This window comes from Paraciimarium castrense LEGE 11436, from assembly GCF_056633055.1.
This window is the reverse complement of sequence record NZ_JBSJOW010000001.1, coordinates 116575-139740: the sequence shown is the minus strand read 5'-3', so window position 1 is coordinate 139740 and position 23166 is coordinate 116575. Positions and strand designations below refer to the sequence as shown.

The following is a 23166-nucleotide window of genomic DNA, read 5'->3' as shown; positions in this document are numbered from 1 at the left end:
GCCGGGCCACTGGGGGCACAGGCGGCAGTAACGGCTGCCACAGCCAGGGGCCAGGGGCTCTGCTAGTTTCCGTACACAATCCAATTCATCTCATCTGAGACTCATGCGTTCCCCTGCTGGTGACGCCAGGTCCCTGGGGGCTGGCGGGGGACCCGGTCCTGCGCCAACTGCCGCCCCAGCCTCGGCAACCCCATCGACCCAGCCTTTCACTCCCCATCGGGATGGCGTCACCGGGCACCATGGGCGCCTGCAGGATGCACCCAGCGTGCCGTCAGCCGAACAGGCCGATGCCCTGATCAGCATTGATGAGGTTCAGAGGGTCCTGAGTCGATCCAGGGCTTCGGTCTACCGCTACACCAACACAGACCCTCGCAATCTCAATCCCCCCTTCAATCCCCGCCGCCTCAACCCTGAATACCGCAGCGACCAGAAGGACCCCCTCCTGTTCCACCCCCATGAGGTGGCCCGCTTCGCCAGGGACGTGCTGCGGATCAAGGAGGTCACCGTGGAGGTGCTCAATGCCCCTTCCACCGCCACCCAGCAACTGCTCGGCGCCATCCTCGAGGAGCTGCGCGCCATCCGCTCTGAGCTGGCGCACGTGAACCAGCCTGCGCCCGTGGCCGTTGCCCCGAGCGAATTCGCCTCACGCCTCGACAGCCAGTCGCGACCCGCGGCCTGAGGCCAGGGGCGGCTGAAGCTCGCCTGCACCCCGCCCCAGCGAGCCACAGCTCGGCTGTTTGCCCTATGCGGAATCCACCCTCCTTTGCCTCAGGGGTGCCAGAATTGACCAGGTCACTCTTTTTCTGTCAGTCCGGTCTCCCCGGGCCCCATCCAGCCAGCTGAACAGACCGTCGTTTCAGCCGGCGCGATGGGGCCTTGACCGTCCCCATGACTTCCAACACCACCAGCCTCAGGCCCTCTGACTCCGCCCCAGCGTCCACCAGGGCTTCCAGTGACGCGAGCCCCCCAGCGGCGGGCCTGCCTGACTCCAGCGACGACCCCCACAGTCCGGGCGGAGAACCCCTCGCTTTTCTGATGGGAGCGGCCATAGCCCTGCTCACCGCCATCGTCCCCCTGGCCACCGTGGTCGCAGGCCGTCCCAGCCCCCCGGGCCCCTACCTGTTCTATGGATCTCAGCCACCTGCCGGCATCCCCAGCGCCAGGGCTGGTGAACCTGCTGGTGGAAATCCCAGCCGGCAGCCGTAACAAATACGAGTACAACAGCGTCGCCGGTGTGATGGCACTCGATCGAGTGCTGCACTCGTCTGTGCGCTATCCCTTCGACTACGGCTTCATCCCCAACACCCTCGCCGATGACGGGGCCCCTCTGGACGCCATGGTGATCATGGAAGAGCCCACCTTTGCGGGTTGCCTGATCCGCGCCCGGCCGATCGGGATCCTGGACATGGTGGACGAGGGCTGTCACGACGGCAAGTTGCTTTGTGTGCCGGAGGTGGGTTTCCGCCAGCAGCACATCCACTCGATCCGCCAGATCGCCCCGGACACCCTCGAAGAGGTGGCGGAGTTCTTCCGGACCTACAAGAACATGGAGGGGCGGATGACCGTGATCCAGGGTTGGCTCGACCCCGAGGCGGTGCCAGCCCTGCTGGAGCACTGCACCCAGGCAGCACTCCAGAACCAGCCCAGCCCCAGGAGTTAGCTGGCGCGCTGCAGCAGGAAGCCCTCGTAACCCAGGGCCTGGAACACCCTGGCCGGATCGCTGAAGCCGGCGGCATTGACCAGGGCCGTCAGCCGGGCCACGCCGATCGGGTGAAGGCCGTGGGTCAGGGCCGTGAGCTCACCGTCTGCGCCGCCCGCCAGGGTCTCGAGGCCGCTGGCCCGCTGGAACCCCAGCCAGGCCTGCTGCACCTGGGCCTGCAGCGGTGAGCGCTCGGGGGCCATCAGGTCAACGAGCACCAGCTGGCCGCCGGGCTCGAGGCTGCGGGCCAGGGCGGTGAGGAAGGCCAGCTTGGTGCCGTCATCCGGCAGCGACTGCAGCACCAGCGCCGAGAGGGCGCCGGCGAAGCAGCCGCTGCCCTCCAGGTCTTCCACCCGGGCCTGGCGCCAGTCGATACCGTCGCCGCCCAGCCGTTGGCGGGCCGCCGCGAGCATCTCCGCTGAGGGATCGAGGGCGGTGACGCGCCAGTCGGGGCGCTGGGCCCGGGCCTCCACCAGCTCAGCGCCGGTGCCGCAACCCGCCACCAGCACCGAGGCGCCCTTGAGGCCAGCCCGGGCGGAGGCGGCCAGCAGGGCCACAGAGAGACGAGCCAGGCTCGCGTAGCCCGGGATCAGCTGCTGGGCGGTGAGGTCGTCAGCCTGGGGAACAGCCAAGAACGAGCAACAAGTGCATCGATGCTAGGCAGTGGGTACCCAGGGGCCTTAGGTTTGCGGGCGCGTTTCACCCTTGATCGGCCGTGCCCACCATCCGATTCGAACAGGAAGGCCAGCAGGTCGGTTGCATCGAGGGGGCCAACCTCCGCAAGGCGGCCCTCGATGCCGGCATCAACCCCTACAAGGGTTTCAACAATGTCAACAACTGCGGCGGCATCGGCCAGTGCGGCACCTGTGTGATGGAGGTGCTGGAGGGTCTGCAGAACCTCTCGCCCCGCAGCGATGTCGAGGAGGTCTACCTGGCTGACCGCCCCGCCAACTACCGCCTCAGCTGCCGCACCAGCGTCAATGGCGACGTGAAGGTGCGCACCCGTCCCGCCGATGGCGTGGGCAAGGGCACCAACAGCCTGGTGGGTGCCCTCAAGGCCCTGGTGGGCCGCTGAACGATCGGGCAAGCCCGGCCATGAAGCTCTACAGCTATGCCGGCTGCAGCACCTGCCGCCGGGCCCTTGCCTGGCTCAGGCAGCACGACCTGGCGGTCGAGCTGATCGACATCACGCTCACACCACCCGGCCGCCCCCTGCTGGAGCAGGCCTTCGAGCAGCTGGGCCGGGCTCGCCTGTTCAACACCAGCGGCCAGAGTTACCGGGCCCTGGGGGCTGCGGCGGTGAAGGCCATGGACGACAGCCAGGCCATCGAGGCCCTGGCCGCCGATGGCCGGCTGATCAAGCGCCCCCTGCTGGTGAGCGACGACGGCCGCCTGCTGATCGGCTTCAAGCCGGAGGAGTGGCAGACCCTGCTGGAGGGGGAGGGGGCGGCGGCACGGTAAGGGCATCCAGCTCCCGCAGCAGCGACTCGATGCCGGCGCGGCTGATCTGGGTGAGGTAGGACCCCTTCAGCTGCTCCAGCAGGGCACAGAGCAGGCCCTGGGAGCGCTCCAGGGCCGGCCCGCTCTCCAGGGCCAGGGCCAGCTCCTCCCAGAAGCGGTCCACGAAGCGCTGCAGCAGCTCCAGCTGGGCGTCATCGCGGCGTGACAGGCTGCTGCCGGCATTGCGCGAGAGCTCCAGCAGACTCTCCACCATGCCGTTGGCCAGCTGGCGGCTGAGGCCGCTCTCCATCTGCACCAGGGGCTGCAGCTGCCGCAGCGGCGGCGGCACCACCGTGCGATCCAGGCTCTGGCGCAGGCTGTAACTCAGCACACCCTGGAGCTCCGGAGCCAGGCGCGGGGCCACCTGACTGAGCAGCAGGGGCGCCCAGATCCGCACCAGCTCGGCCAGCTCCCGCTCGTCGCGGCTGCTGGCCACGCTCTGGTGGCTGCGCAGGCTGCGGATGCGCTGCGGCCACTGGCGCGAGCGGATCAGGCCCTGGATCCCATCCAGCAGCTGCAGGGCCAGCACCTCGAACAGCTCCACCGCCAGCAGGGCCACCACGCCCCGGCTCACCACGGCCCGCAGGGGCTCCAGGTTCACCAGCCCCGAGGTCTGCAGCCGCTCCCCCACGGGCACGATGCGCAGCCAGCGCCAGAAGGGCAGCAGCAGGGGCAGGTCGGTCCAGCGGCGCAACAGCACCTCGTGCCAGGCCAGGCCGGGCAGCCGCCGCTTGATCCGGATCAGCCGCTGCAGGATGTCCAGCAGGAACACACTCTGGAACAGCAGCAGATCGATGCGCCAGAAGTGGTCCGTGGGCCGGCCGTTCTCGTCGATCGAGCGCCAGTAGTTGGTCTCCACCAGGGGCAGCACCTGGTCGGCCCAGAAGCGCCGCTCGCCAGGCCAGGGGTTGGTGACCAGCCACTCGGGGCTCAGCAACAGCTGGGCGGAATCCTTGGAGGAGTCGCGGTCGGCGCGCTGGCGCAGCCGGTTCTTGATCTTCTCCAGGGTGCCGGCCCGGTCGGAGGCCAGGAAGGGGTTGCTGTCGATCATCTGGGCCATCAGGCCCGCCTGGCGCTGCAGCAGGCTGGCCTTGAGGGCGGGATCGGCGGCGGGCTGGTCCATCACCTCCTCCAGCTCCCTGAACTGCTTCAGGAAGGTGCTGGTTTCCCGATGGGGCTCAATCCCCTTGATCGGATCCACCCAGGGGGTGATGTCGGGAATGAAGGTGAGGGGCACCGCCAGGGGCACCGAGGGAATCGGGTAGAGGTTGCGCTGCAGCCAGAAGGTTCGCAACGGCACATAGGTGATGTCGAAGGCCACCCAGAGCAGGTTCAGCGCGGCCCAGATCGCCACGAACCGATCCCAGGCCATGGCCCCCAGGCCAGCTGGAACAGGGCGGGATCGCTGCCAGCGGGGACGGGCCATCGGCAGGGCTCGGGGGAAGGCGTGCCTAATCTGCCCCGACGGGTCGTCATGCCGTCGCGGAGAGTTCAGGAGTTGAACGAGGAGAACAGGCCGATCGAGGCGGAGGATCCGGCGGAGGACGCCCGCGGCACACCGGCCCAACAGCCGGAAAGCCCCTGGGTGTTCTGGCGCAGCGTGGTGCTCACCCTGGCGGTGGCCCTCGGCATCCGCCAGTTCGTGGTGGAGGCCCGCTACATCCCCTCGGGCTCGATGCTGCCAGGGTTGCAACTGCAGGATCGGCTGTTGGTGGAGAAACTCACCTACCGCCGCCTGGCGCCCCAGCGCGGCGAGATCGTGGTGTTCCGCTCCCCCTACAGCTTCGATCCGGTGCTGGCCGGCGCCAGCGAGCCCAATCCCCTGCGCTGCCTTGTGGTCAACATCCCGTTTCTGGGTTCCCTGCCGGGGGTGAGCGATCCGGCCTGCGACGCCTACATCAAGCGGGTGGTGGCCCTGCCTGGCGAAGAGGTGGCGGTGAACCCGAAGGGCGAGGTGTTCATCGACGGCCAGAAGCTCGAGGAGCCCTACGTGGAGCACTACTGCCCCGTGGATGACCGCGGCATGGGACCCTGTCGCACCCTCAAGGGCCAGGTGCCCCCTGGCCATGTGCTCACCCTGGGGGACAACCGGGCCAACAGCTGGGATGGACGCTTCTGGCCAGGGGGGGCGTTTCTGCCGCGCAGCGAGATCATCGGCCGGGCCTTCTGGCGCTTCTTCCCGTTCAACCAGGCGGGAACACTGCTGCCCCCGGCCCAGCCGGATCCAGCCACCACTGCTCCGGCGCCGTGAGCCCGGTGGCCCGCACGGCCCCTCTAGAAGCCTGGGACGGCCAGGGCTGATTCGCCGCCAGGGAGCCGCCGCCGGGAGCATTGACAGGCTGCGCGGCCTGGGGATCAAACAGCAGCCAGCGGTGACTTCCAGCCACCAGCCGCTCGGCGGGCTGCCGCAGCAGGGCTGAGGGACCCCAGCTCAACGCCTGCCAGAGCTGGGCCGCAGTCCAGCCGCGACCCCTCACCAGCGCGTGCCAGAGAGCCGGGAGCACCAGTCCGTGGTGGCCGCCATGACCGGCCACGCCGGCAGGCCGCTGGTCGAGGGGAAGCATCTGCTCCTCCGCATCGAGGGCCTGGTGGTGCACCGCCACGGCGCTGAGCGTGCCGGCGGCGAGAGCGGCGATCAGGGCCTGCCGGTCGCCGGGGGTGCCGAGGGACGGCTCCAGCCGCCAGCCCTCGGCTGTGGGCGAGAGGCTGCCGCTGTCGGCCACAAGATGCCACCAGGCCACCGTGGCCGGCGGGCGCCGGGGCGCCCGCTCCAGGGCGGCCACGCCGGCTGCGGTGGAGAGGTTCATCAGGTTGAGTGCCTGGCCGCTGGCCGTGGTGGCCAGGGTCAGCAAGGACTGGAGCGGCAGGGTTTCGCTCACCTGGGGGTCGATGGGCCAGCCGGCCCGCAGCGCCTCCACCCCCTCCCGCACGAAACCGCCACTGGTGAGTGCCACCTGTCGTGGCGCCACCAGCAGGGGCTGTTGCGGCGCCTCGGCCAGCAGCAGGCCGCGCTCCAGCAATGCCAGGGGAGGACACTCCGGGCCGCCGGCCAGGCCAATGGCGCCGGCGGCGACCTGGAGCGCGTGCAGGGCCAGATCGGTGTCGGCACCATCAAGGCTGAAGCTGCCCCAGAGGAGCAGTTGCAGCGGGGCCGGCCAGCTGAGGTTGAGGCGCTCGGGACGGTCGCGCCATGGCCTCGCCCAGGGCAGCAGCGCCACCGTGCCGTAGCCGCCCCTGGCCGCCGCCGCGGCCAGGCTGGTGAGGGTCTCGGCCTGTCCACTCCAGGGATCGTTGAGCACCGAGTGGGGATCCACCAGCACCGGCGCCAGCAGACAGCCTCCTGCCGGCAGGGGACTGAGGCCCAGGGCAGCGGCGCGGCGGCTGGCCTCCTCACCCAGGGCTTCGAGGCGGCCGTCGGCGGCCAGCAGGGCATCGCCCAGCTCCAGCTCGGCCCCGGGACCGCGCAGCAACTGGACCTGATGCAGCCAGATCGCCTTCATCGCGCTGCCCTAGAGGGCCCCGGCGGCGGTGCGGTCGAGCACCCCGCCCAGGTGGGGAGTGAGGTTCAGGGCGGCCACCACGGGCAGCTTTCGATCCGCATGGGGGTAGTCGATCACGGTGACGCCGCCGTTGCCCTGTTTGATGGCCCAGATGTCAGCCGGCATCAGCCCCAGCAGGGCGCAGAGGATGGTCTTGTTGACGGCGTCATGGGCCACCACCAGCGCCGTCTCGTCTGCCCCAAGGCTGGCCACGATCCGCTGCCAGGCGGCCAGGGAGCGATCCCACACCTCCTGGAGCGTCTCGCCCTCGGGCATCTGAACCGTCTGGGGCGCCCGCTTCCAGTCGGCCAGGAGCTGGGGCCAGCCGTTCTGGATCTCCTGCTCCAGCTGTCCCTCCCAGAGCCCGTGGCCGATCTCCACCAGATCGCTGCAGGTGGTGAGGGGCACGCCGGGATGAGAGGCCAGGATCGCCTCGGCCGTCTGGCGCGGGCGCGAGAGGCCGCTGCTGTAGGCCCGCTGGATGCTGATCGGCCCTAGAAAGGCGCCGGCAGCCTCCGCCTGGGCCAGGCCAGAGGCATTGAGAGGGATGTCGATCTGACCCTGGAAACGGCCCTGGCGATTCCAGTCGGTTTCGCCGTGGCGCACGAGCAGCAGACGGGGGCCGGATCCCTTCTTGGGCAGGGGCTCTCCCAGGTGGGCGGTTCCGTTGAGCGACTCCAGTTGCACCGCCGGATCCGCTCGGCGACCAGACGTGCCCGCGCTGGGCGTGCCGGGAGATGGGCTGCCCGGGCGGGAGCTGAGGTTGAGCACAGAGATCGAGCCGTTGTCGATGCGCAGACGGCGAAATTCCGTGGCGTCGAGCCGCAGCAGCCCCAGCACCAGGCAGCGCAAGATGGCGTTGTGGGCCACCACCAGGACGCTGGCATCGGCTGGAGCGGTGGCGGCAACCGCGGGCTCGGGCCTTGCTTCGATCGCGGCGCCATGGCGCCGGAGCAGCCCCGCCAGGAAGCGATCAGCCTGTTGCATCAGCTCGGGAAGCGGCTGATAGTGACGACCATCGGCATGCTGGAGCGTCAGCGTGTGGGGTGCCTCGCGCCACAGCCGCTCCCCGTCGGGAAAGAGCTGGCGAAGCTCCTCGCGGGTGGCGCCGCTCCAGGGGGAGAGGTCAATCTCGACCAGGTCATCATCGAGGATCGCTCCCAACCCCTGGCCATGGGCCTGCAGCAGGGTCGAGGCGGTGTCGCTGGCGCGGCGCAACGGCGAGGCGTAGGCCGCGCTGAAGGTGAGGGCTCTGAGGGCCTCTCCGGCGCGGCGAGCCTGTTCGTGACCCTCCGCCGTGAGCGTGGAGAGGTCGTCCCGTCCCTGGATGCGCCGCTCGGCGTTGAAGCTGCTGAGGCCGTGGCGAACCAACACGATCCGAAGGGCCACGGGCGTCCTGGCTGCTGGGGCCATCGTATGGGAGCGCTGTTGGGGCCTCTGGGATGGTGCCGAGGGCAAGGGATCACCCCACGTCTGCTTCGCAGGCTCTGGCCGTGGCAGCGGCCCAGTGAGCGCGAGGACAGAATCGGGCCGTCAACCCCCTCCGCAGGACGCCCGCTTGAACGCCCGTGGCTCGAGAACGCCGGTCTGGAAATCGCTTCTGGCCCTGCTCTGCCTGTTGATCACAGGCCTGCTCTGGCTGAACGGCCTGCTGCTCAGTCTGGAGAAACCCACTGTCACTGGGGCCCTGGACCAGCGGCAGCTGGAGCTGCGAGCCCTCGCCATGCCTGCGGCGCCCCCCTCGCTGCAGCCGCTGCTGATCGGGACGGATCCCCTTGAGGAGCTGCGCCAGTCCCTGCTCGATCAGGACGAGGCCGATCCTGGCCCAGGCCAGGGCGAGCCCCTGCTGCAGCTCGCCCTGCTGCAACAGCGCCAGGACCAGGGGCAGGGCGCCGAAGCCAGCCAGCTGCTGGAGCGCCTGCAGGAGCAGATCCCCAGCGACCAGAGAGCTCTGGTCGCGGCCCTGGAGCGCGGACAGCGGCTGGAGAGGTCCCAGCTGGACACCCTGCAACAGCCCTGGACCTTGCGACCGCTCACCGAGAGGCTGCTCTGCGAGGGGCTGAGTCAAGACCCCCAGGAGTGTGGCAGCGGCAGCGCCGCCCAGCAGGCCCTGTGGCGACTGGTGGGGGTGAGCTGGGCCCCGGGGCTGCTGCTGCTGCTGGGCGTTGGGCTGCTGCTGCGCCAGGCCTGGCAGCAGCTGCGGGGACAGGCCCCAGCGGCCCCACCCCTGCAGGGACCGCCCCTGGATCTGGTGGACGTGACCCTGCTGATCGCCGGCGGTTTTGTGGTGCTGGGTGAACTCACCGTGCCATTGCTGCTGAGCCCAGCCCTGCAGGCCCTGCTGCGCCCCCTCGCGGGCGATCCCTCCCTGCAGCAGGGCCTGCAGGTGCTGCTGCTCTATTTGGGTCTGATGCTGGCGCCCCTCACCATTCTCTGGATCCAGCTGAGGGTCAGGACCAGGGAGCTGGCCCCAGCCGGGGCGACAAGCAGCGGACTGCAGTGGCGCTGGCGACCCCTCGGGTACAGCGCCCTGCAGGCCCTGCAGGTGATGCTGATGCTGCTGCCCCTGGTCGCCCTGGTGGGATGGATCACCGACCGGATCGCCGGGGACCAGGGGGGCAGCAACCCACTGCTGGAGCTGGTGCTCACCACCGGCCAGCCCCTGGCCCTGGCCTGTTTCGCGCTGACAGCGGTGGTGCTGGCGCCCCTGTTTGAGGAAACGCTGTTTCGCGGGGTGCTGCTTCCGGTGCTGGGTCAGCGCGTCGGCCCGGGCCTGGCCGTGCTGCTGAGTGCCCTGATCTTCGCGGCCGCCCACCTCAGCCTCAATGAGCTGGCTCCCCTGATGGTGCTGGGATTGGGGCTGGGCTGGCTGCGGCAGCGCAGCGGCCGGCTCGGCAGCTGCGTGCTGGTGCATGCCCTCTGGAACGGCTTCACCTTCGCCAACCTCCTGTTGCTGGCCGGTTAGAAGCCTTGCTGAGGCCGCGGCGGGGTGGTTCACTTGCGCAGTGTTCCGCTGTTTCCGTGGTCGCCTCGTTCGTTCCCCGGCAGGCCTCCACCCGCCAGCCCCTAGAGGGCCCCACCTCCGTGTTTCCAGCCCCCGGCCCCAGGGCCACGGGAAGCCGTCATGGCGTCGACGGCGCCCCGCTCCAACTGCTCCAGGGCTCTCTGTCGGGCCACAAGGTGGCTCGGCGGGCCCCCTGGCTGGCTGGCCTGCACAGGGTTGCTGATGGCGCCCTGGCTGGGCTGGGGCTGTGCATGCTGGGGCTCAGCGGCCTCACCCTGCACTGGCAGAACCACTGGGGCCACAGCTATCAGGCCCTGGAATCGGCCCAGGTCCTGGAGCACCGGCTGCAGGAGTCGGCTGCCCTGCTGGAGCAGCACCACCTCAGTGCCGTGGGCAAGCCCGGCCGGCTCGTGCCCACCGCCAGCCACCAACTGATCCACCTGCCCATGGCCAAAGGCCAGCCCCACCAGCGCGCCGAGCCCCTGCTCAGCAGCCTCGAGATCCGCCGGATCCCTGCGGGTTACTGAGTCCGCCGACCGCAGATCACCCCGTCGGCACCCCCCAGCCATGGCGCAGCAAGCCCCTCCTCACACCCCCCGTCTGCCCCGCACGGCCAGGCCTGGCCGCCCGGCCCGCTCGGAACGGGTGGTGGCCATGCAGCCGCTGCCGACCCACCGCCTCCTGCTGGTCTATGGCCTGCTGGCCACGGCACTGGTCGGCCTGGGGGCGCGGCTGGCCTGGCTGCAGGTGATCGACACCCAGAACCTTCAAAGCCGGGCTCGGGCGATTCAGACCCAGTCGGTGACGCCGCTCGGCAAGCGCCGCACGATCGTGGATCGCAACGGCCGCCTGGTGGCCCTCGATGAGGAGCGTTTCACGCTCTGGGCCCACCCCCGCTACTTCAACTTTCCCGGCGACGATCCCCAGAAGGTGCGCCGGCCAGACGAGGTGGCCCCGCGGCTGGGAGCAGTCCTGGCTCAGCCCAGCGAAGCGCTGCTCCAGACCATGGCGGGCCGTCGCAGCGGCGTGAAACTCGGCACAGACATCGATCCCGAAACCGCTGACCGCATCCGCCGGCTCAACATCAGCGGCATCGATCTCGAGGCCTACCCCCAGCGGGTGTACCCCCAGGGCAGCCTGTTCGCCAATGTGGTGGGGTTCCTCAACCTGGAACGGGTGCCCCAGGCGGGACTCGAGCAGAGCCGCGACAGCGACCTGCGGCGCCACGAGACCACCCTGCGCATGCGCCGCGGCGCCGACGGCACCCCCCTGCCGGAGGGCATGGTCGCTGGCTCGCTGTACGGCGACGACCTGCGGCTTCAGCTCACCCTGGATGCCCGCCTCCAGCACGTGGCCCAGAAGGCCCTCCACGACCAGGTGAGCAAGTGGAAGGCGAAGCGCGGAGCGGCTCTTGTGATGGACGTGCGCAACGGCGAGATGCTGGCGCTGGCCTCGGTGCCCACCTACGACCCCAACCGGTTCTGGAGCTTCAAGCCTGGCCTGTTCCGCGAGTGGTCCGTGCAGGACCTCTATGAGCCGGGCTCCACCTTCAAGCCGATCAACCTGGCCCTCGCCCTGCAGGAAAAGGCCATCCAGGCGGACGGCAAGGTGTTTGACAACGGCTCCCTGAGCATCGGCGGCTGGCCGATCTTCAACCACAACCGCCAGGGCAACGGCCTGATCGACTTCCCCACGGTGCTGGAGGCCTCCAGCAACGTGGCCATGGTGAAGGCCATGAGCAAGGTGAAGCGAGAGCGCTTCTGGCAGTGGCTGAGCACGATCGGCATCGACGAGCGGCCCGACACCGACCTGCCCGGCGCCGTGGCCGGCGAACTCAAGGACCGCAAGACCTTCGTGAGCCATCCGATCGAACCTGCCGTGGCGGCCTTCGGCCAGGGCTTCTCGCTCACGCCCCTGAAGCTGGCCCAGCTGCACGCCATGCTCGCCAACGGCGGCCGCCTGGTCAGCCCCCACATCACCCGCGGCCTGCGCTCGGGGGACGCCCTGGCCCCTGCCCCCGGCGGCGGCGGGTTGCAGGTGCTCGATCCGGCGGTGACCAAAGTGGTGATGGGCTGGATGGAAACCGTGGTGGCCAACAGCAAGAGCCTGGGCATCCACATTCCCGGCTACCGGATCGGTGGCAAGACGGGCACCGCCCAGAAGGCCGAACATGGCGTGTACATCCCCGGTGCCCTGATCACCAGCTTCGTGGGCCATCTGCCCATCGATGATCCCCGCTACGTGGTGCTGGTGGTGGTGGACGAACCCAAGGGCGGCAACACCTACGGCTCCACCGTGGCGGCCCCGGTGGCCCGCAAGATCATCGACGCCCTGCTGGTGCTGGAGCAACTGCCCCCCTCCGATCCCAAGGCCCTCGGCGCCACCCGGAGCCAGGAGACCAGCCCGAACGCAGGCTGACCAGCCCCCCTGTGTGGCCATTCACGCAAGGAGTGCGGCCCTTGGGAGGCCGCAGCGGTGTTCTGGCTAGCCTGCCCAGGCACCGGCACCCCGCCAGCCATGGCCAATCTGCTCGACCAACTGTCCGCCATGACCGTGGTGGTCGCGGACACCGGCGACATCGAGGCCATCCAGCAATTCACGCCCCGCGACACCACCACCAACCCCTCCCTGATCCTGGCGGCAGCCCAGATCCCGGCCTACCAGGACCTGATCGACCGATCCCTGCGGGAGTCGAGAGCGGTGATGGGAGCCGAGGCCGGCGCCGATGCGGTGGTGCGTGAAGCCCTCGATGAGATCTGCGTCACCTTCGGCAAGGAGATCCTCAAGATCGTGCCGGGCCGGGTGTCCACCGAGGTGGACGCGCGCCTCAGCTACGACACCGAGGCCACGATCGCCAAGGCGCGGCGGCTGATCGAGCTCTACGCCGAAGCCGGCATCGGCAAGGACCGGGTGCTGATCAAGGTGGCCTCCACCTGGGAGGGCATCCGGGCCGCCGAGGCGCTGGAGCAGGAGGGCATCCACTGCAACCTCACCCTGCTGTTCTCCTTTGCCCAGGCCGTGGCCTGCGCCGAGGCCGGCGTCACCCTGATCTCCCCCTTCGTGGGCCGCATCCTCGACTGGTACAAGAAGAGCACCGGCCGCGACAGCTATCCCGGCCCCGAGGATCCGGGCGTGGTGTCGGTGACGGAGATCTTCAACTATTACAAGACCTACGGCTACAAGACCGAGGTGATGGGGGCCAGCTTCCGCAACACCGACGAGATCATCGAACTGGCCGGCTGCGACCTGCTCACCATTTCCCCCGCGCTGCTGGCCCAGCTGCGCAACACCCAGGGCGCCCTGGAGCGCAAGCTCAACGCCTTTGATCCGGCCCCGACCCGGCCCCAGATTCATCTCGACGAGGCTGCCTACCGGGCCATGCTGGCCGAGGACCCCATGGCCACCGAGAAGCTCGATGAGGGGATCGGCGGCTTCATCAAGGCCATCGAAACCCTGGAGGCCCAGCTGGCGCATCGGCTGGGGGAACTTGAGGGAGGCGCCGCCTTCGGCCATGCCGTTCACGAGATCTTCCTGCTCAACGACCTTGACGGCGACGGCTGCATCACCCGTGAGGAGTGGCTCGGCAGTGACGCCGTCTTCGACGCCCTCGACACTGACAAGGACGGCCGGCTGGCCCCCGAGGATGTGCGCGGCGGCCTCGGGGCGGCCCTGGCCCTGGCCGGCCGCTGAGCAGCAGGCCCTTCCCACCCGGGGCAGACTGGTGCCGCTGCCCCATGGAGCCAGCTCATTGAACGCCCTTCGCACCATGCGCGCCCTCGCCAGCACCGGCGAGGTGGTCAGCGTTGAACCCGGTGCCCTGATCTTCGGCTCGGGAGAATCCGGCGACTGCATGTTCGGCCTGCTGGAGGGCCGGGTGGAACTCACCTGGAACGGGGACCAGGGCCATGAACAGATCAATGCCGGCGATGTGTTCGGCGCTGGCGCCCTGGTCACCAGTGAGCACCGCCGCTACGGCAACGCCCGGGCCCTCACCCCCTGCCGGCTGCTGGTGATGAACCGCGAGAAGTTCCTGTTCGCCGTTCAGGAATCGCCGATGTTCGCCATCGAGCTGCTGGGCTCCATCGACAAGCGCCTGCGCCAGCTCAAGGACTGCACCCGCATCTGAGTGCGCCGGCTTCAGCCGTTGCGCAGCAGCAGCCGGCGGATCACCCGCTGGGCAATGTCGCCGTAGCCCATCTCCCCGGAGAGGATCTGGGCGATGCGCCGCGGCGCCGTGGGTCGCTTGATTCCCAGCTGGTAGCCCACCCGGGGCACCCGGTAGAAGACCTGGGCCATGCGACGGCCCCAGGCCATCGACTCACCCCACTCCCGCCGCATGGTGGCGCTGTAGGCCGCCAGTGCCCCGGCCTCACCGCCCAGCCACCGGTCGACCGCGAAGGCGGCCTGGCAGCCGCTGAGCAGGGCCGGCCGCAGCCCCTCGGCCAGGAAGGGATCACACAGGGAGGCGGCATCGCCGGCCAGCACCACCCCATCGCCATGCAGGGCGTGGTGGCCATCCCAGAGCCGCAACTGACCGGCGCTGCGCACGCCGGCACCGGGTGCAAAACCAAGGCTGGGCAGCAGGCGCGTCAGCACGGCCTCAGCCGCCACCGGGTCGCGGCCCACAAAGGTGCCGAGGCCGATGCTGTAGCCCCCCTGGCGCGGGAAGGCCCAGCAGAACCCCTGGCGCACCAGGCCGAAATCAAAGCGGGCTGCCGCCGGGTCGCTCACCTCGCCCTCCAGCTCCACCGACACGGTGGAGGCGAAGCGGGGCCGCCGCGGACCCAGACCCAGGGGACCCGCCAGCCGGGAGCCAGATCCATCCGCCACCACCACGGCCCTGGCCTGCAGGCCCAGCGGCACCCCATCAGGGCCCTGCATCTCTGCGCGCCAGCCCCCCAGCTCGCGCCTGAGCGATCCCACCGTGGTGCTGGGCTGGAAGCGCGCGCCTGCCGCCACAGCCTGGTCGCTGAGGAAGGCATCCAGGCGGGAGCGGCGCACGATCCAGAAGGGTGCCTCCCCCGGCAACTCCGCAAGCACAGGATCCTGGAGGGCCCAGCTGAAGCGCACCCGCTCGATCACGGTGTCGACGGCGGGGCTCAGATCGAAGGGAAACCAGCGCTGGACCGAGGCCGCCATGCCGCCGCCACAGGGTTTGCTGCGCGGGAAGGCAGCGCCGTCGAGGAGCAGCACGTCTCGCCCGAGCCGGGCCAGGTGGAAGGCCGCCGCAGCGCCGGCGGCGCCGGCGCCCACCACGATCACCTCGGGGCTGCCGCCCGCCAGAGCACTCACGGGGGAGCGCTCACACCTTGAGAATCTCGGCTTCCTTCTCAGCCAAGTGCTTCTCCAGCTCCCCGATGAACCGGTCGGTGAGCTTCTGCACCTCGTCCTGCTCGTCGCGGCTCTGGTCCTCGGAGAGCTCGCCCTCCTTCTCCAGCTTCTTGATCCGGTCGATGCCGTCGCGCCGGTTGTTGCGCAGGGCCACCTTGCCCTCCTCGGCGTACTTGGCCGCGATCTTGCACAGCTCCTTGCGCCGATCTTCCGTGAGGGGCGGGATGTTGATGCGGATCAGCCTGCCGTCGTTGTTGCAGGTGAGGCCCAGATCGCTCATGGCGATCGCCTTTTCGATCAGCCCCATGGAGCCCATGTCAAAGGGCTGGATCTGAATCGTCTGGGAGTCTGGGGTGGAGAGATTGGCGAGGGATTTGAGCGGCGTTTCAGCGCCGTAGTACTCCACGCTGATCTTGTCCAGGAGGGAGGGGTTGGCCCTGCCGGTGCGGATGGTGTTGAAGTTGCGCAGGGCGGCATCCACCGACTTGCGCATGCTGGCTTCGAGGTCCATGGCGGGTGCTGCGGGGCAGGGCGAAGAACGGAGGGGCAGGTGCTGCGGGATGGCTGGGGCTGGCGGAATCGCTGATCGGGAGCCGTGGGGAGAGTACTCACGGCCGAGCCAGGGAGCCTCAGGCCGGATGGATCCGCGTACCGATCGGCTCCCCGGCCACGGCTCGGCCGATGTTGCCGGGCCCGAACAGGTCAAACACCACGATCGGGATGGCGTTGTCCTTGCAGAGGGCGATCGCCGCACCATCCATCACCTCCAGCTCGCTGCTGAGCACCTCCAGGAAGGAGAGGCTGTCGAAGCGGCGGGCATCGGGGTACTTGGCCGGGTCCTTGTCGTACACACCATCCACCTTGGTGGCCTTGAACACCACATCGGCACTGATCTCGGCGGCCCGCAGGGCGGCAGTGGTGTCGGTGGTGAAGAAGGGGTTACCGGTGCCGGCCGCAAAGATCACCACCCGACCCTTCTCCATGTGGCGAATCGCACGGCGGCGGATGTAGGGCTCGGCCACCGCCTGCATCGAGATCGCGCTCTGCACCCGGGTGGGCACTCCTGCCCGCTCGAGGCCGTCCTGCAGCGTGATCGCATTCATCACGGTGGCCAGCATGCCCACGTAGTCGGCGGTGGCCCGGTCCATGCCGGCGGCACTGCCCTTGAGGCCACGGAAGATGTTGCCGCCGCCCACCACGATCGCCAGCTGGGTGCCGTCGGCCACACAGGCCGCCACATCGGAGGCAATCGCCTTGACGATCTCCGGATCGATGCCGTAGCCCTGCTCTCCCATCAGCGCCTCACCGCTGAGCTTGAGGAGCACGCGCTGATAACCCATCGACACCACGGATTTGCCGCACCGTAGCAATGGCCCTGCTGCCGGCCCAGCCTCTGCCCCCCCACGCCGGCCAGGCTTGCCAGCCGCCGGGCCCGGCGCTTCACTGCTGCAAAGCAGCGCAGCCATGGCTCTCCCGCCGAAGCCGCCCACGGTGCGGTCCTGTCAGCTGATGGCCCGGCTGACCCTCTCGGCCCTGGGTCGCGCCGCTGAGCAGCCCGGCATCTGGAGTGAACCTGCCGTGCACCGGGCCGTGCTGATCAGCGGCCTCTCGGTGCTGGTGAGCGGCCTGGCCCAGCTGCAGGACGACCTGGGCTGATCTGGCCGCTTCCGCGCCAAGTTTCAGTATTCGATGCCGGCCTGGGCCTTGACGCCCTGCTCCCGGAACGGATGGCGCACCAGGGTCATCTCGGTGACGAGATCGGCCCGCTCCAGCAGCTGCGGCGGGGCGCCGCGCCCCGTGAGGGCGACGTGGGTGAGGGGCGGCCGCAGGGCCAGGCCCTCCAGCAGCTGCTCCACCGCCAGGTAGCCCAGCTTGAGGGCCACGTTCACCTCATCCAGCACCACCAGCTTGCGCTCCGGGTCAGCGAGGTAGGCGCAGGAGCGCTCCCAGGCCTGCTGCACCAGGGCGCGGTCGCGCTCGCGGTCCTGGGTTTCCCAGGTGAAACCCTCACCCAGGGCATGCCAGTGCAGCGCCTCTCCGAACACGGCCAGGGCCCGGGCCTCCCCGGGCTGCCAGCCGCCCTTGATGAACTGCACCACCGCCACCTTCTCGTCGTGGCCCAGGGTGCGCAGCACCAGGCCCAGGGCCGCCGTGGTCTTGCCCTTGCCCTGGCCGGTGAACACCAGCACCAGCCCCTTCTCCAGGGAGCGCTCCCCCACCCGCTGCTGCTGCACCTCCTTGCGGCGGGCCATGCGGCGCTGATAGCCCTCCCGATCAGGCTCTGGGGCGAGGGCGCCGCCGGGGCCGAGGTCCTGGGCGATCTGATCGAGGCTGGAATCCGGCATCGGCGGGGAAAGGGAAACGGGGAGACGGCGCCAGATCACTCTGACCTGCCCCGGGCCAGGGCCGCGTCGACGGCCTGCTGCTGGTCGCGGCGGGTGATCCAGTGGTGGTAAGTGCGGGTGTGGATCGCCACCGAGTGGCCCATCATCCGAGCCGCCACGGTGTCGGGCAGGCCGATGTGGATCGTGCGCACGGCCCAGGCGTGGCGCAGGTCGTAGGGGGTGATCGGCAGCCCGTAACGCCGGAACTGCTCGGCCACCCTCCGGCCCACCTGCTGCAGGGTGGTGCGCCCCAGGTTGGTGGTCACCGGTGGCAGGGCGCCGCCGTTGCCGGCGAGGGCCTCCAGGCCGAAGTGATCCACCCAGTGCGGCTGAAACGGCCACACCTGGTGTTCACCGGTCTTGCTGGTGGGCAGCACCCGGATCACCCGGTCAGCCCCCGGGGCCAGGGCGGAGAGATCGGCGAAGAACGCCTCGTGGTTGCGCAGGCCGTAGGTGGCCAGCAGCCCGTACACCAGCCGCCAGCCTGGGTTGGGGATCCGCTCCAGCCACCCCAGGATCTCGGTGTCGCTGGGCAGCTGGCGAAAGCGGGCCAGGTGCAGCCCATAGCCGCTGGCCTGGGCGGCCCAGTCCGGGGGCAGCACCAGCTGGCACTCGCGGGCCAGGGCGGCCAGGGCCGTGCCGCACTGCTGACGGCTGCGGCTGCCCGGGGCGTAGCTCTCCAGGGTGCGGAGCAACAGGCTCTCGCTGCCCGCTCCAGGCGCCTCTGAGCTCAGCTGCAGCAGCCGCCGCAGGTAGGGGAGGTAGGCGGCACTCCAGGTGGTGCGGCTGCCCGCGGGGTTGAGGCGCCGGCGCGGATCGGCGAAGAAGGCCTGCTGGAAAGCCTGCACCTGGGCCTGCCAGCCGCCGGCATCGGCGGGGGCTGGGCTGGGGCCCGCTGCGGAGGGCTGGGCAACCCCGGCCGAGGGGCGCTTGGCGGGCCGGTCCGCCTGGCGCCGGCTCCAGCGGGCCCAGTCGAACTGGCCCAGCTCCAGCTGGCGCTGCGCCTCCCGCAGCCTCTCGAGGGCCTCCCCCACCCCGGCCGCTGTGGCGGGAAGGGCCAGGCTCAGCCGCTGCACCCGCTCGTGCCCGGCCCCGGTGCGGCAGGGCAGGGGGCCCCGCAGGCTGAGCTTGCCGCCGCGCATCTCCAGCCGCAACCTGAGGCCGGCAACCGCCAGACGCCGGTTGTGCTGGCTGATCAGGGCGGCCGTGGCTTCGCTGGAATCGGCCCCAACCACGGCACCGACGGGGCTGACGGCGGGGCTCACAGCGGGGCTCGCGGGGGGCTCACAGCAGCAGCGGATCGGGGCGCGATGGCTCCGGTGCGAACAGAGCCGACCCTATCGATGGCTGTCGCGCACCGCTAGGTCCCAGCCTGCAGCGTTACGCTCACGGCCATCACGCCGTACGGAACAGAAGGCATGGCCAAGGTTGGCGTGCTGCTGCTGAACCTCGGGGGTCCCGAGCGGATCCAGGACGTGGGGCCGTTCCTGTACAACCTCTTCTCCGACCCGGAGATCATCCGGCTGCCCAATCCAGCCCTGCAGAAGCCGCTGGCCTGGCTGATCAGCAGCCTGCGGGCCAGCAAGTCGCAGGAGGCCTACCGCTCCATCGGCGGCGGCTCGCCCCTGCGTCGCATCACCGAACAGCAGGCGCGGGAGCTGCAGAGCAGCCTGCGGCAGCGGGGCATCGAGGCCACCAGCTACGTGGCGATGCGCTACTGGCACCCCTTCACCGAGTCGGCGGTGGCCGACATCAAGGCCGACGGCGTGGATGAGGTGGTGGTGCTGCCCCTCTACCCCCACTTCTCGATCAGCACCAGCGGCTCCAGCTTCCGGGAGCTCAAACGCCTGCGCCAGGCCGACCCCGGCTTCGAACGGCTGCCGATCCGCTGCATCCGCAGCTACTACGACGACCCCGGCTACATCAGCGCCATGGCTGGCTTGATCGCCAGGGAGATCGAGCAGTGCCCTGACCCGGCCACGGCCCATGTGTTCTTCAGCGCCCATGGCGTGCCGAAGAGCTACGTGGCCGAGGCCGGCGACCCCTACCAGCGGGAGATCGAGGCCTGCGCCGAGCTGGTCATGGCCAAGCTGGAAGCCGATCTCGGCCATGCCAACCCCTCCACCCTGGCCTACCAGAGCCGGGTGGGGCCGGTGGAGTGGCTGCGGCCCTACACCGATGAGGCCCTCGAAGAGCTCGGAGAGCAGGGCGTGAAGGATCTGGTGGTGGTGCCGATCAGCTTCGTGAGCGAGCACATCGAGACCCTCGAAGAAATCGACATCGAATACCGCGAGATCGCCACGGAGGCAGGCATCACCAACTTCCGGCGGGTGCCGGCCCTGGACACCACGCCGGCCTTCATCACCGGCCTCGCCGACCTGGTGCAGCACGCCCTGGAGGGACCGGAAGTGAACCTGGATCAGGCGGCCGCCCTGCCCACCAAGGTGAAGCTCTATCCCCAGGACAAGTGGGCCTGGGGCTGGAACAACAGCTCTGAGGTGTGGAACGGCAGGCTGGCGATGGTGGGGTTCTCGGCCTTCCTGCTGGAACTGCTCAGTGGACGGGGACCGCTCCATGCCCTCGGACTGCTCTGAGCGTGGGGCCATGGCGGCTGCGCCCCTGCTGATGATCTCCCTGGTCCTGGCCCCCCTGCTGGCCTTCCTGCCCGCCGCCCGGGCCGAGAGCTGGCGGCTGGGGGCCTTCCCGGTGGCCAGCTTCGCTGGCTACACCAGCGGCTTCGGCATGCGTGTGCACCCGCTGCGCGGCGACGTTCGGCCCCACTACGGTCTGGACATCGCCGCCCCCCTGGGCTCCCCGGTGCGCAGCTGGTGGGGAGGGGTGGTGCAGGAGGTGATCAACGACGGCGGCTGCGGCGTGGGCCTGGTGATCCGCTCCGGGGCCTATGAGCACATCTACTGCCATCTGGCTGGCCGCGGCTCAGCAGGCCACTACCGCAGCGGCGCCGTGCAGCTCAGGGTGGGGCAGGGCGTGCGCACCGCCCAGGTGATCGGCCACGTGGGGATGAGCGGCAGCACCACCGGCCCCCACCTGCACTGGGGGTTGCGCCACGGCGGGCGCTGGATCGATCCGGCCCAGGTGCTGCGGGCCATGGCCCGGGCCAGACAAGCTCCAAAAACCTCGCCAGCACCTAGGGTTGCTGGTGTCCGATAGTGGCCCCGGTGGTGGGCCTGCTGCAGCCGTGACGCTTACGCCCCTCAGCTCTGCGGCCCAGTCCGCGCCCACCCCGGCCGTCATAGCCCTGAGTGAAGGCCCCCAGCTGAGCCAGCGGGTCACAGGCGGGTATGCCCTGATGGATGCCCTGCACCGCCATGGGGTAGAGCACATCTTCGGCTACCCCGGTGGGGCGATCCTGCCGATTTACGACGAACTGCACCAGGCGGAGAGCCGCGGCTGGCTCAAGCACATCCTGGTGCGCCACGAACAGGGGGGCACCCATGCCGCCGATGGCTACGCCCGGGCCACCGGCAAGGTGGGCGTGTGCTTCGGCACTTCCGGGCCCGGAGCCACCAACCTGGTCACGGGTATCGCCACCGCCCACATGGACTCCGTGCCCATGGTGGTGATCACCGGCCAGGTACCCCGGGCCTCGATCGGCACCGACGCCTTCCAGGAAACTGACATCTTCGGCATCACCCTGCCGATCGTGAAGCACTCCTGGGTCGTGCGCGACCCGCGCGACATCGGTCGCATCGTGGCGGAGGCCTTCTTCATCGCCGCCACCGGCCGTCCCGGTCCGGTGCTGATCGACGTGCCCAAGGACGTGGGTGCCGAACAATTTGACTACGTGCCCGTGGAGCCCGGCACGGCCATCCCGGCAGGCTTCCGCCTGCCCCCCAGGCCGGATCCCGAACGTGTTCAGGAGGCCCTGGGACTGATCCGTCAGGCTCGCCGCCCCCTGCTCTACGTGGGCGGCGGCGCCATCAGCAGCGGCGCCCATGACCAGGTACGCCAGCTGGCCGAGGCCTTCCGGCTTCCCGTCACCACCACCTTGATGGGCAAGGGGGCCTTCGATGAGACCCACCCCCTCGCCGTGGGCATGCTCGGCATGCACGGCACTGCCTACGCCAATTTCGCCGTCACCGAATGCGATCTGCTGATCGCCACCGGCGCCCGCTTCGATGACCGGGTGACCGGCAGGCTGGATGGCTTCGCGCCCCGGGCCCAGGTGATTCACATCGACATCGACGCCGCTGAGGTGGGCAAGACCCGGGTGCCCGATGTGCCTCTGGTGGGCGACGTGCGCCAGGTGCTCGAAGGCCTGCTCCAGGCCGCCGGCGTGGACGGCTCCGGCACGGACCGCTCCCAGGGCCGCACCGAGGCCTGGCTGGAGCGGATCGACAGCTGGAAGCATCACTACCCCCTGGTCACGCCGACTCCGGAGGGTGAGATCGCTCCCCAGGAGGTGATGATCGCCCTGCAGGAGCTGGCCCCCAGTGCCTACTACACCACCGATGTGGGCCAGCATCAGATGTGGGCGGCCCAGTACCTGCACAACGGTCCGCGCCGCTGGGTCAGCAGCGCCGGCCTCGGCACCATGGGTTACGGCATGCCTGCGGCCATGGGCGTGCAGACCGCCTTCCCCGACCAGCAGGTGATCTGTGTGGCCGGCGATGCCTCGATCCTGATGAACATCCAGGAGCTGGGCACCCTGGCCCAGTACAACCTGGCCGTGAAGGTGGTGGTGATCAACAACGGCTGGCAGGGGATGGTGCGCCAGTGGCAGGAGAGCTTCTACGACGAGCGCTATTCAGCCTCCGAGATGACCGGTGGAATGCCGAACTTCGAGGCCCTGGCCGAGTCTTTCGGGGTGCGCGGCGTGTTGATCACGGAGCGCTCCAGCCTGCGGCAGCAGCTCCGGGAAGCCCTGGAGCACCCCGGCCCGGCCTTCATCGACGTGAAGGTGCGCCGCAACGAGAACTGCTACCCGATGGTTCCCCCGGGCGCCAGCAATGCCCAGATGGTGGGCCTGCCCACCCACCCCGAACTCGCCATCGACACCACCAGACAATGCAACAGCTGCGGCATCAGCACGGCCAGCGACCACCGCTTCTGCCCCAGCTGCGGCGCCAAGCTCTGAGCCTGCTGCTGGCACTTCTGGCCGGATGGCTGCTCTGGCCCAGCGCGGCCCAGGCTGCTGAGGTGCTGCAGGTGCGGGGCAACGGCCAGTTGCAGGTGGGTGACGGCAACCGCAGTTACACCGTGGCCCTGGCCTGCATCCGCATTGACCACGAGAGCCAGGCCGGGGTGGCCGACTGGCTGCGGGCCGAACTGCCCCGCCGCAGCCGCGTCAACCTGCGGCCGATCGGCACAGCTGACGGCATGCTGCTGGCCAGGGTCACCCGGCTGGCGCCGGAGGGCTCAGACCCGCTGGACCTGGGTGCCGGCCTGGTGCAGCGAGGCCTGGCCACGGCTGACCCGACCGGTGGCGAGGGCTGCCGGAGCAGCTCATGAGTCTGAATCGCACCGCCAAGGGGGTCGTGCTGGTGCCGACCCTGCTGCTGGGGGGCGCCTTCCTGGCGGCTGCCGTGTGGAGTGACGGGCCAGGGGGCGACAACCGCACCCTGGCCGCCGTGCTGGGCGGCCTGCTGATGGGCGCCGGCCTGCTGGCCCAGCTGCTGCCGGAGCCCGCTGCCGAGAACGGCCGCGACAGTCAGCAAGCAGAAGACCAGGCCTGAGGGGCGCCTGAGG

At 69.8% G+C, this 23166-nt stretch carries 25 protein-coding genes; 16 read left to right on the top strand and 9 right to left on the bottom strand.

Annotated features, from left to right (window positions below; translation table 11 throughout):
• Window positions 1-265: 265 nt before the first annotated feature.
• Both ACWJIO_RS00790 and ACWJIO_RS00785 read left to right on the top strand, forming a co-directional pair.
• Window positions 266-679, top strand: a complete 414-nt coding sequence (locus ACWJIO_RS00790; protein WP_480310742.1) for a resolvase — start codon at window positions 266-268, stop codon at window positions 677-679.
• 447 nt (window positions 680-1126) lie between these two features.
• Entirely contained in the window at window positions 1127-1660 is a 534-nt protein-coding gene (locus tag ACWJIO_RS00785) for an inorganic diphosphatase (RefSeq protein ID WP_480310741.1), read from the top strand.
• On the opposite strand, the gene ACWJIO_RS00780 is transcribed toward ACWJIO_RS00785, so the two are convergent.
• Complete coding sequence (locus ACWJIO_RS00780) at window positions 1657-2331, bottom strand: class I SAM-dependent methyltransferase (protein WP_480310740.1); 675 nt, start codon at window positions 2329-2331, stop codon at window positions 1657-1659. The two genes, ACWJIO_RS00785 and ACWJIO_RS00780, sit on opposite strands and share 4 nt — an antisense overlap.
• Before the next feature lie 83 nt (window positions 2332-2414).
• Here ACWJIO_RS00780 and ACWJIO_RS00775 point away from each other — a divergent pair, with 83 nt between their 5' ends.
• On the top strand, window positions 2415-2774 hold the full coding sequence (locus ACWJIO_RS00775; protein ID WP_480310738.1) for a 2Fe-2S iron-sulfur cluster-binding protein: 360 nt from the start codon (window positions 2415-2417) through the stop codon (window positions 2772-2774).
• Window positions 2775-2794: 20 nt separating this feature from the next.
• Window positions 2795-3160 carry a Spx/MgsR family RNA polymerase-binding regulatory protein gene (locus tag ACWJIO_RS00770; protein ID WP_480310736.1) on the top strand — a complete coding sequence of 122 codons (366 nt, stop codon included), beginning with the start codon at window positions 2795-2797 and terminating at the stop codon, window positions 3158-3160.
• Here ACWJIO_RS00770 and ACWJIO_RS00765 read toward each other — a convergent pair.
• Window positions 3105-4571: a hypothetical protein gene (locus ACWJIO_RS00765; RefSeq protein WP_480310735.1), complete on the bottom strand. Its 1467-nt coding sequence runs from the start codon at window positions 4569-4571 to the stop codon at window positions 3105-3107. The two genes, ACWJIO_RS00770 and ACWJIO_RS00765, sit on opposite strands and share 56 nt — an antisense overlap.
• Window positions 4572-4673: 102 nt before the next feature.
• Here ACWJIO_RS00765 and lepB point away from each other — a divergent pair, with 102 nt between their 5' ends.
• Window positions 4674-5450 (top strand): signal peptidase I, encoded by a 777-nt coding sequence (gene lepB / locus ACWJIO_RS00760; protein ID WP_480311489.1) that lies wholly within the window; start codon window positions 4674-4676, stop codon window positions 5448-5450.
• Here lepB and ACWJIO_RS00755 read toward each other — a convergent pair.
• Both ACWJIO_RS00755 and ACWJIO_RS00750 read right to left on the bottom strand, forming a co-directional pair.
• Complete coding sequence (locus ACWJIO_RS00755) at window positions 5383-6699, bottom strand: amidohydrolase family protein (protein WP_480310733.1); 1317 nt, start codon at window positions 6697-6699, stop codon at window positions 5383-5385. The two genes, lepB and ACWJIO_RS00755, sit on opposite strands and share 68 nt — an antisense overlap.
• 9 nt (window positions 6700-6708) lie before the next feature.
• Entirely contained in the window at window positions 6709-8127 is a 1419-nt protein-coding gene (locus ACWJIO_RS00750) for a histidine phosphatase family protein (RefSeq protein WP_480310732.1), read from the bottom strand.
• Between the two features lie 169 nt (window positions 8128-8296).
• Between ACWJIO_RS00750 and ACWJIO_RS00745 the strand changes: the two genes are divergently transcribed.
• The 5 genes from ACWJIO_RS00745 to ACWJIO_RS00725 all read left to right on the top strand — a co-directional run bounded on the left by ACWJIO_RS00745 (window position 8297) and on the right by ACWJIO_RS00725 (window position 13868).
• Window positions 8297-9703, top strand: a complete 1407-nt coding sequence (locus ACWJIO_RS00745) for a CPBP family intramembrane glutamic endopeptidase (RefSeq protein ID WP_480310730.1) — start codon at window positions 8297-8299, stop codon at window positions 9701-9703.
• Window positions 9704-9759: 56 nt separating this feature from the next.
• The gene (locus ACWJIO_RS00740) at window positions 9760-10269 is read left to right on the top strand and encodes a hypothetical protein (protein ID WP_480310729.1); all 510 of its coding nucleotides are present in this window, start codon (window positions 9760-9762) and stop codon (window positions 10267-10269) included.
• A gap of 40 nt (window positions 10270-10309) precedes the next feature.
• Window positions 10310-12160 carry a peptidoglycan D,D-transpeptidase FtsI family protein gene (locus ACWJIO_RS00735; protein WP_480310728.1) on the top strand — a complete coding sequence of 617 codons (1851 nt, stop codon included), beginning with the start codon at window positions 10310-10312 and terminating at the stop codon, window positions 12158-12160.
• A 99-nt stretch (window positions 12161-12259) separates the two neighbouring features.
• Window positions 12260-13432, top strand: coding sequence for a transaldolase (locus tag ACWJIO_RS00730; RefSeq protein WP_480310726.1), 1173 nt, complete (start codon window positions 12260-12262; stop codon window positions 13430-13432).
• A 58-nt stretch (window positions 13433-13490) separates the two neighbouring features.
• Entirely contained in the window at window positions 13491-13868 is a 378-nt protein-coding gene (locus ACWJIO_RS00725) for a Crp/Fnr family transcriptional regulator (protein WP_186696601.1), read from the top strand.
• 11 nt (window positions 13869-13879) lie between these two features.
• Here ACWJIO_RS00725 and ACWJIO_RS00720 read toward each other — a convergent pair whose 3' ends face one another.
• The 3 genes from ACWJIO_RS00720 to pyrH form a co-directional block, all read right to left on the bottom strand.
• Window positions 13880-15034, bottom strand: a complete 1155-nt coding sequence (locus ACWJIO_RS00720; protein WP_480310723.1) for an NAD(P)/FAD-dependent oxidoreductase — start codon at window positions 15032-15034, stop codon at window positions 13880-13882.
• A gap of 10 nt (window positions 15035-15044) precedes the next feature.
• Window positions 15045-15584: a ribosome recycling factor gene (gene frr, locus ACWJIO_RS00715; protein WP_480310721.1), complete on the bottom strand. Its 540-nt coding sequence runs from the start codon at window positions 15582-15584 to the stop codon at window positions 15045-15047.
• A gap of 118 nt (window positions 15585-15702) precedes the next feature.
• Window positions 15703-16413, bottom strand: a complete 711-nt coding sequence (gene pyrH, locus ACWJIO_RS00710) for a UMP kinase (RefSeq protein ID WP_480310719.1) — start codon at window positions 16411-16413, stop codon at window positions 15703-15705.
• A gap of 124 nt (window positions 16414-16537) precedes the next feature.
• Between pyrH and ACWJIO_RS00705 the strand changes: the two genes are divergently transcribed.
• Complete coding sequence (locus ACWJIO_RS00705; RefSeq protein WP_480310717.1) at window positions 16538-16729, top strand: hypothetical protein; 192 nt, start codon at window positions 16538-16540, stop codon at window positions 16727-16729.
• A 23-nt stretch (window positions 16730-16752) separates the two neighbouring features.
• Here the strand turns inward: ACWJIO_RS00705 and cobO are convergent, their stop codons facing one another.
• Together cobO and ACWJIO_RS00695 are read right to left on the bottom strand one after the other, a co-directional pair.
• Window positions 16753-17418: a cob(I)yrinic acid a,c-diamide adenosyltransferase gene (cobO, locus tag ACWJIO_RS00700; RefSeq protein WP_193814478.1), complete on the bottom strand. Its 666-nt coding sequence runs from the start codon at window positions 17416-17418 to the stop codon at window positions 16753-16755.
• Window positions 17419-17453: 35 nt separating this feature from the next.
• The gene (locus ACWJIO_RS00695; RefSeq protein WP_480311487.1) at window positions 17454-18599 is read right to left on the bottom strand and encodes a site-specific integrase; all 1146 of its coding nucleotides are present in this window, start codon (window positions 18597-18599) and stop codon (window positions 17454-17456) included.
• 276 nt (window positions 18600-18875) lie between these two features.
• On the opposite strand from ACWJIO_RS00695, the gene hemH reads away from it, so the two are divergent.
• The 5 genes from hemH (at window position 18876) to ACWJIO_RS00670 (ending at window position 23153) form a co-directional block, all read left to right on the top strand.
• Window positions 18876-20051: a ferrochelatase gene (hemH, locus tag ACWJIO_RS00690; protein WP_480310715.1), complete on the top strand. Its 1176-nt coding sequence runs from the start codon at window positions 18876-18878 to the stop codon at window positions 20049-20051.
• 10 nt (window positions 20052-20061) lie between these two features.
• Complete coding sequence (locus ACWJIO_RS00685) at window positions 20062-20628, top strand: M23 family metallopeptidase (RefSeq protein WP_480310714.1); 567 nt, start codon at window positions 20062-20064, stop codon at window positions 20626-20628.
• An 82-nt stretch (window positions 20629-20710) separates the two neighbouring features.
• Complete coding sequence (gene ilvB / locus ACWJIO_RS00680; protein ID WP_480311485.1) at window positions 20711-22555, top strand: biosynthetic-type acetolactate synthase large subunit; 1845 nt, start codon at window positions 20711-20713, stop codon at window positions 22553-22555.
• Complete coding sequence (locus ACWJIO_RS00675; protein WP_480310713.1) at window positions 22486-22929, top strand: hypothetical protein; 444 nt, start codon at window positions 22486-22488, stop codon at window positions 22927-22929. The genes ilvB and ACWJIO_RS00675 overlap by 70 nt, the downstream gene beginning before the upstream one ends.
• Window positions 22926-23153 carry a GIVxVP protein gene (locus ACWJIO_RS00670; RefSeq protein ID WP_480310711.1) on the top strand — a complete coding sequence of 76 codons (228 nt, stop codon included), beginning with the start codon at window positions 22926-22928 and terminating at the stop codon, window positions 23151-23153. Before ACWJIO_RS00675 ends, ACWJIO_RS00670 begins: the two co-directional genes overlap by 4 nt.
• Window positions 23154-23166: the final 13 nt, after the last annotated feature.

Excerpts from the sequence above, each read along its gene's own strand:
- ACWJIO_RS00765 (WP_480310735.1), bottom strand. The coding sequence starts at position 4,571 with ATGGCCTGGGATCGGTTCGTGGCGATCTGGGCCGCGCTGAACCTGCTC.
- ACWJIO_RS00685 (WP_480310714.1), top strand. The coding sequence starts at position 20,062 with ATGGCGGCTGCGCCCCTGCTGATGATCTCCCTGGTCCTGGCCCCCCTG.
- ACWJIO_RS00730 (WP_480310726.1), top strand. The coding sequence starts at position 12,260 with ATGGCCAATCTGCTCGACCAACTGTCCGCCATGACCGTGGTGGTCGCG.
- ACWJIO_RS00770 (WP_480310736.1), top strand. The coding sequence starts at position 2,795 with ATGAAGCTCTACAGCTATGCCGGCTGCAGCACCTGCCGCCGGGCCCTT.
- cobO (WP_193814478.1), bottom strand. The coding sequence starts at position 17,418 with ATGCCGGATTCCAGCCTCGATCAGATCGCCCAGGACCTCGGCCCCGGC.
- ACWJIO_RS00675 (WP_480310713.1), top strand. The coding sequence starts at position 22,486 with ATGCAACAGCTGCGGCATCAGCACGGCCAGCGACCACCGCTTCTGCCC.
- ACWJIO_RS00670 (WP_480310711.1), top strand. The coding sequence starts at position 22,926 with ATGAGTCTGAATCGCACCGCCAAGGGGGTCGTGCTGGTGCCGACCCTG.
- frr (WP_480310721.1), bottom strand. The coding sequence starts at position 15,584 with ATGGACCTCGAAGCCAGCATGCGCAAGTCGGTGGATGCCGCCCTGCGC.
- pyrH (WP_480310719.1), bottom strand. The coding sequence starts at position 16,413 with ATGGGTTATCAGCGCGTGCTCCTCAAGCTCAGCGGTGAGGCGCTGATG.
- ACWJIO_RS00755 (WP_480310733.1), bottom strand. The coding sequence starts at position 6,699 with ATGAAGGCGATCTGGCTGCATCAGGTCCAGTTGCTGCGCGGTCCCGGG.
- hemH (WP_480310715.1), top strand. The coding sequence starts at position 18,876 with ATGGCCAAGGTTGGCGTGCTGCTGCTGAACCTCGGGGGTCCCGAGCGG.
- ACWJIO_RS00785 (WP_480310741.1), top strand. The coding sequence starts at position 1,127 with ATGGATCTCAGCCACCTGCCGGCATCCCCAGCGCCAGGGCTGGTGAAC.
- ACWJIO_RS00695 (WP_480311487.1), bottom strand. The coding sequence starts at position 18,599 with ATGCGCGGCGGCAAGCTCAGCCTGCGGGGCCCCCTGCCCTGCCGCACC.
- ACWJIO_RS00735 (WP_480310728.1), top strand. The coding sequence starts at position 10,310 with ATGGCGCAGCAAGCCCCTCCTCACACCCCCCGTCTGCCCCGCACGGCC.
- lepB (WP_480311489.1), top strand. The coding sequence starts at position 4,674 with ATGCCGTCGCGGAGAGTTCAGGAGTTGAACGAGGAGAACAGGCCGATC.
- ACWJIO_RS00705 (WP_480310717.1), top strand. The coding sequence starts at position 16,538 with ATGGCTCTCCCGCCGAAGCCGCCCACGGTGCGGTCCTGTCAGCTGATG.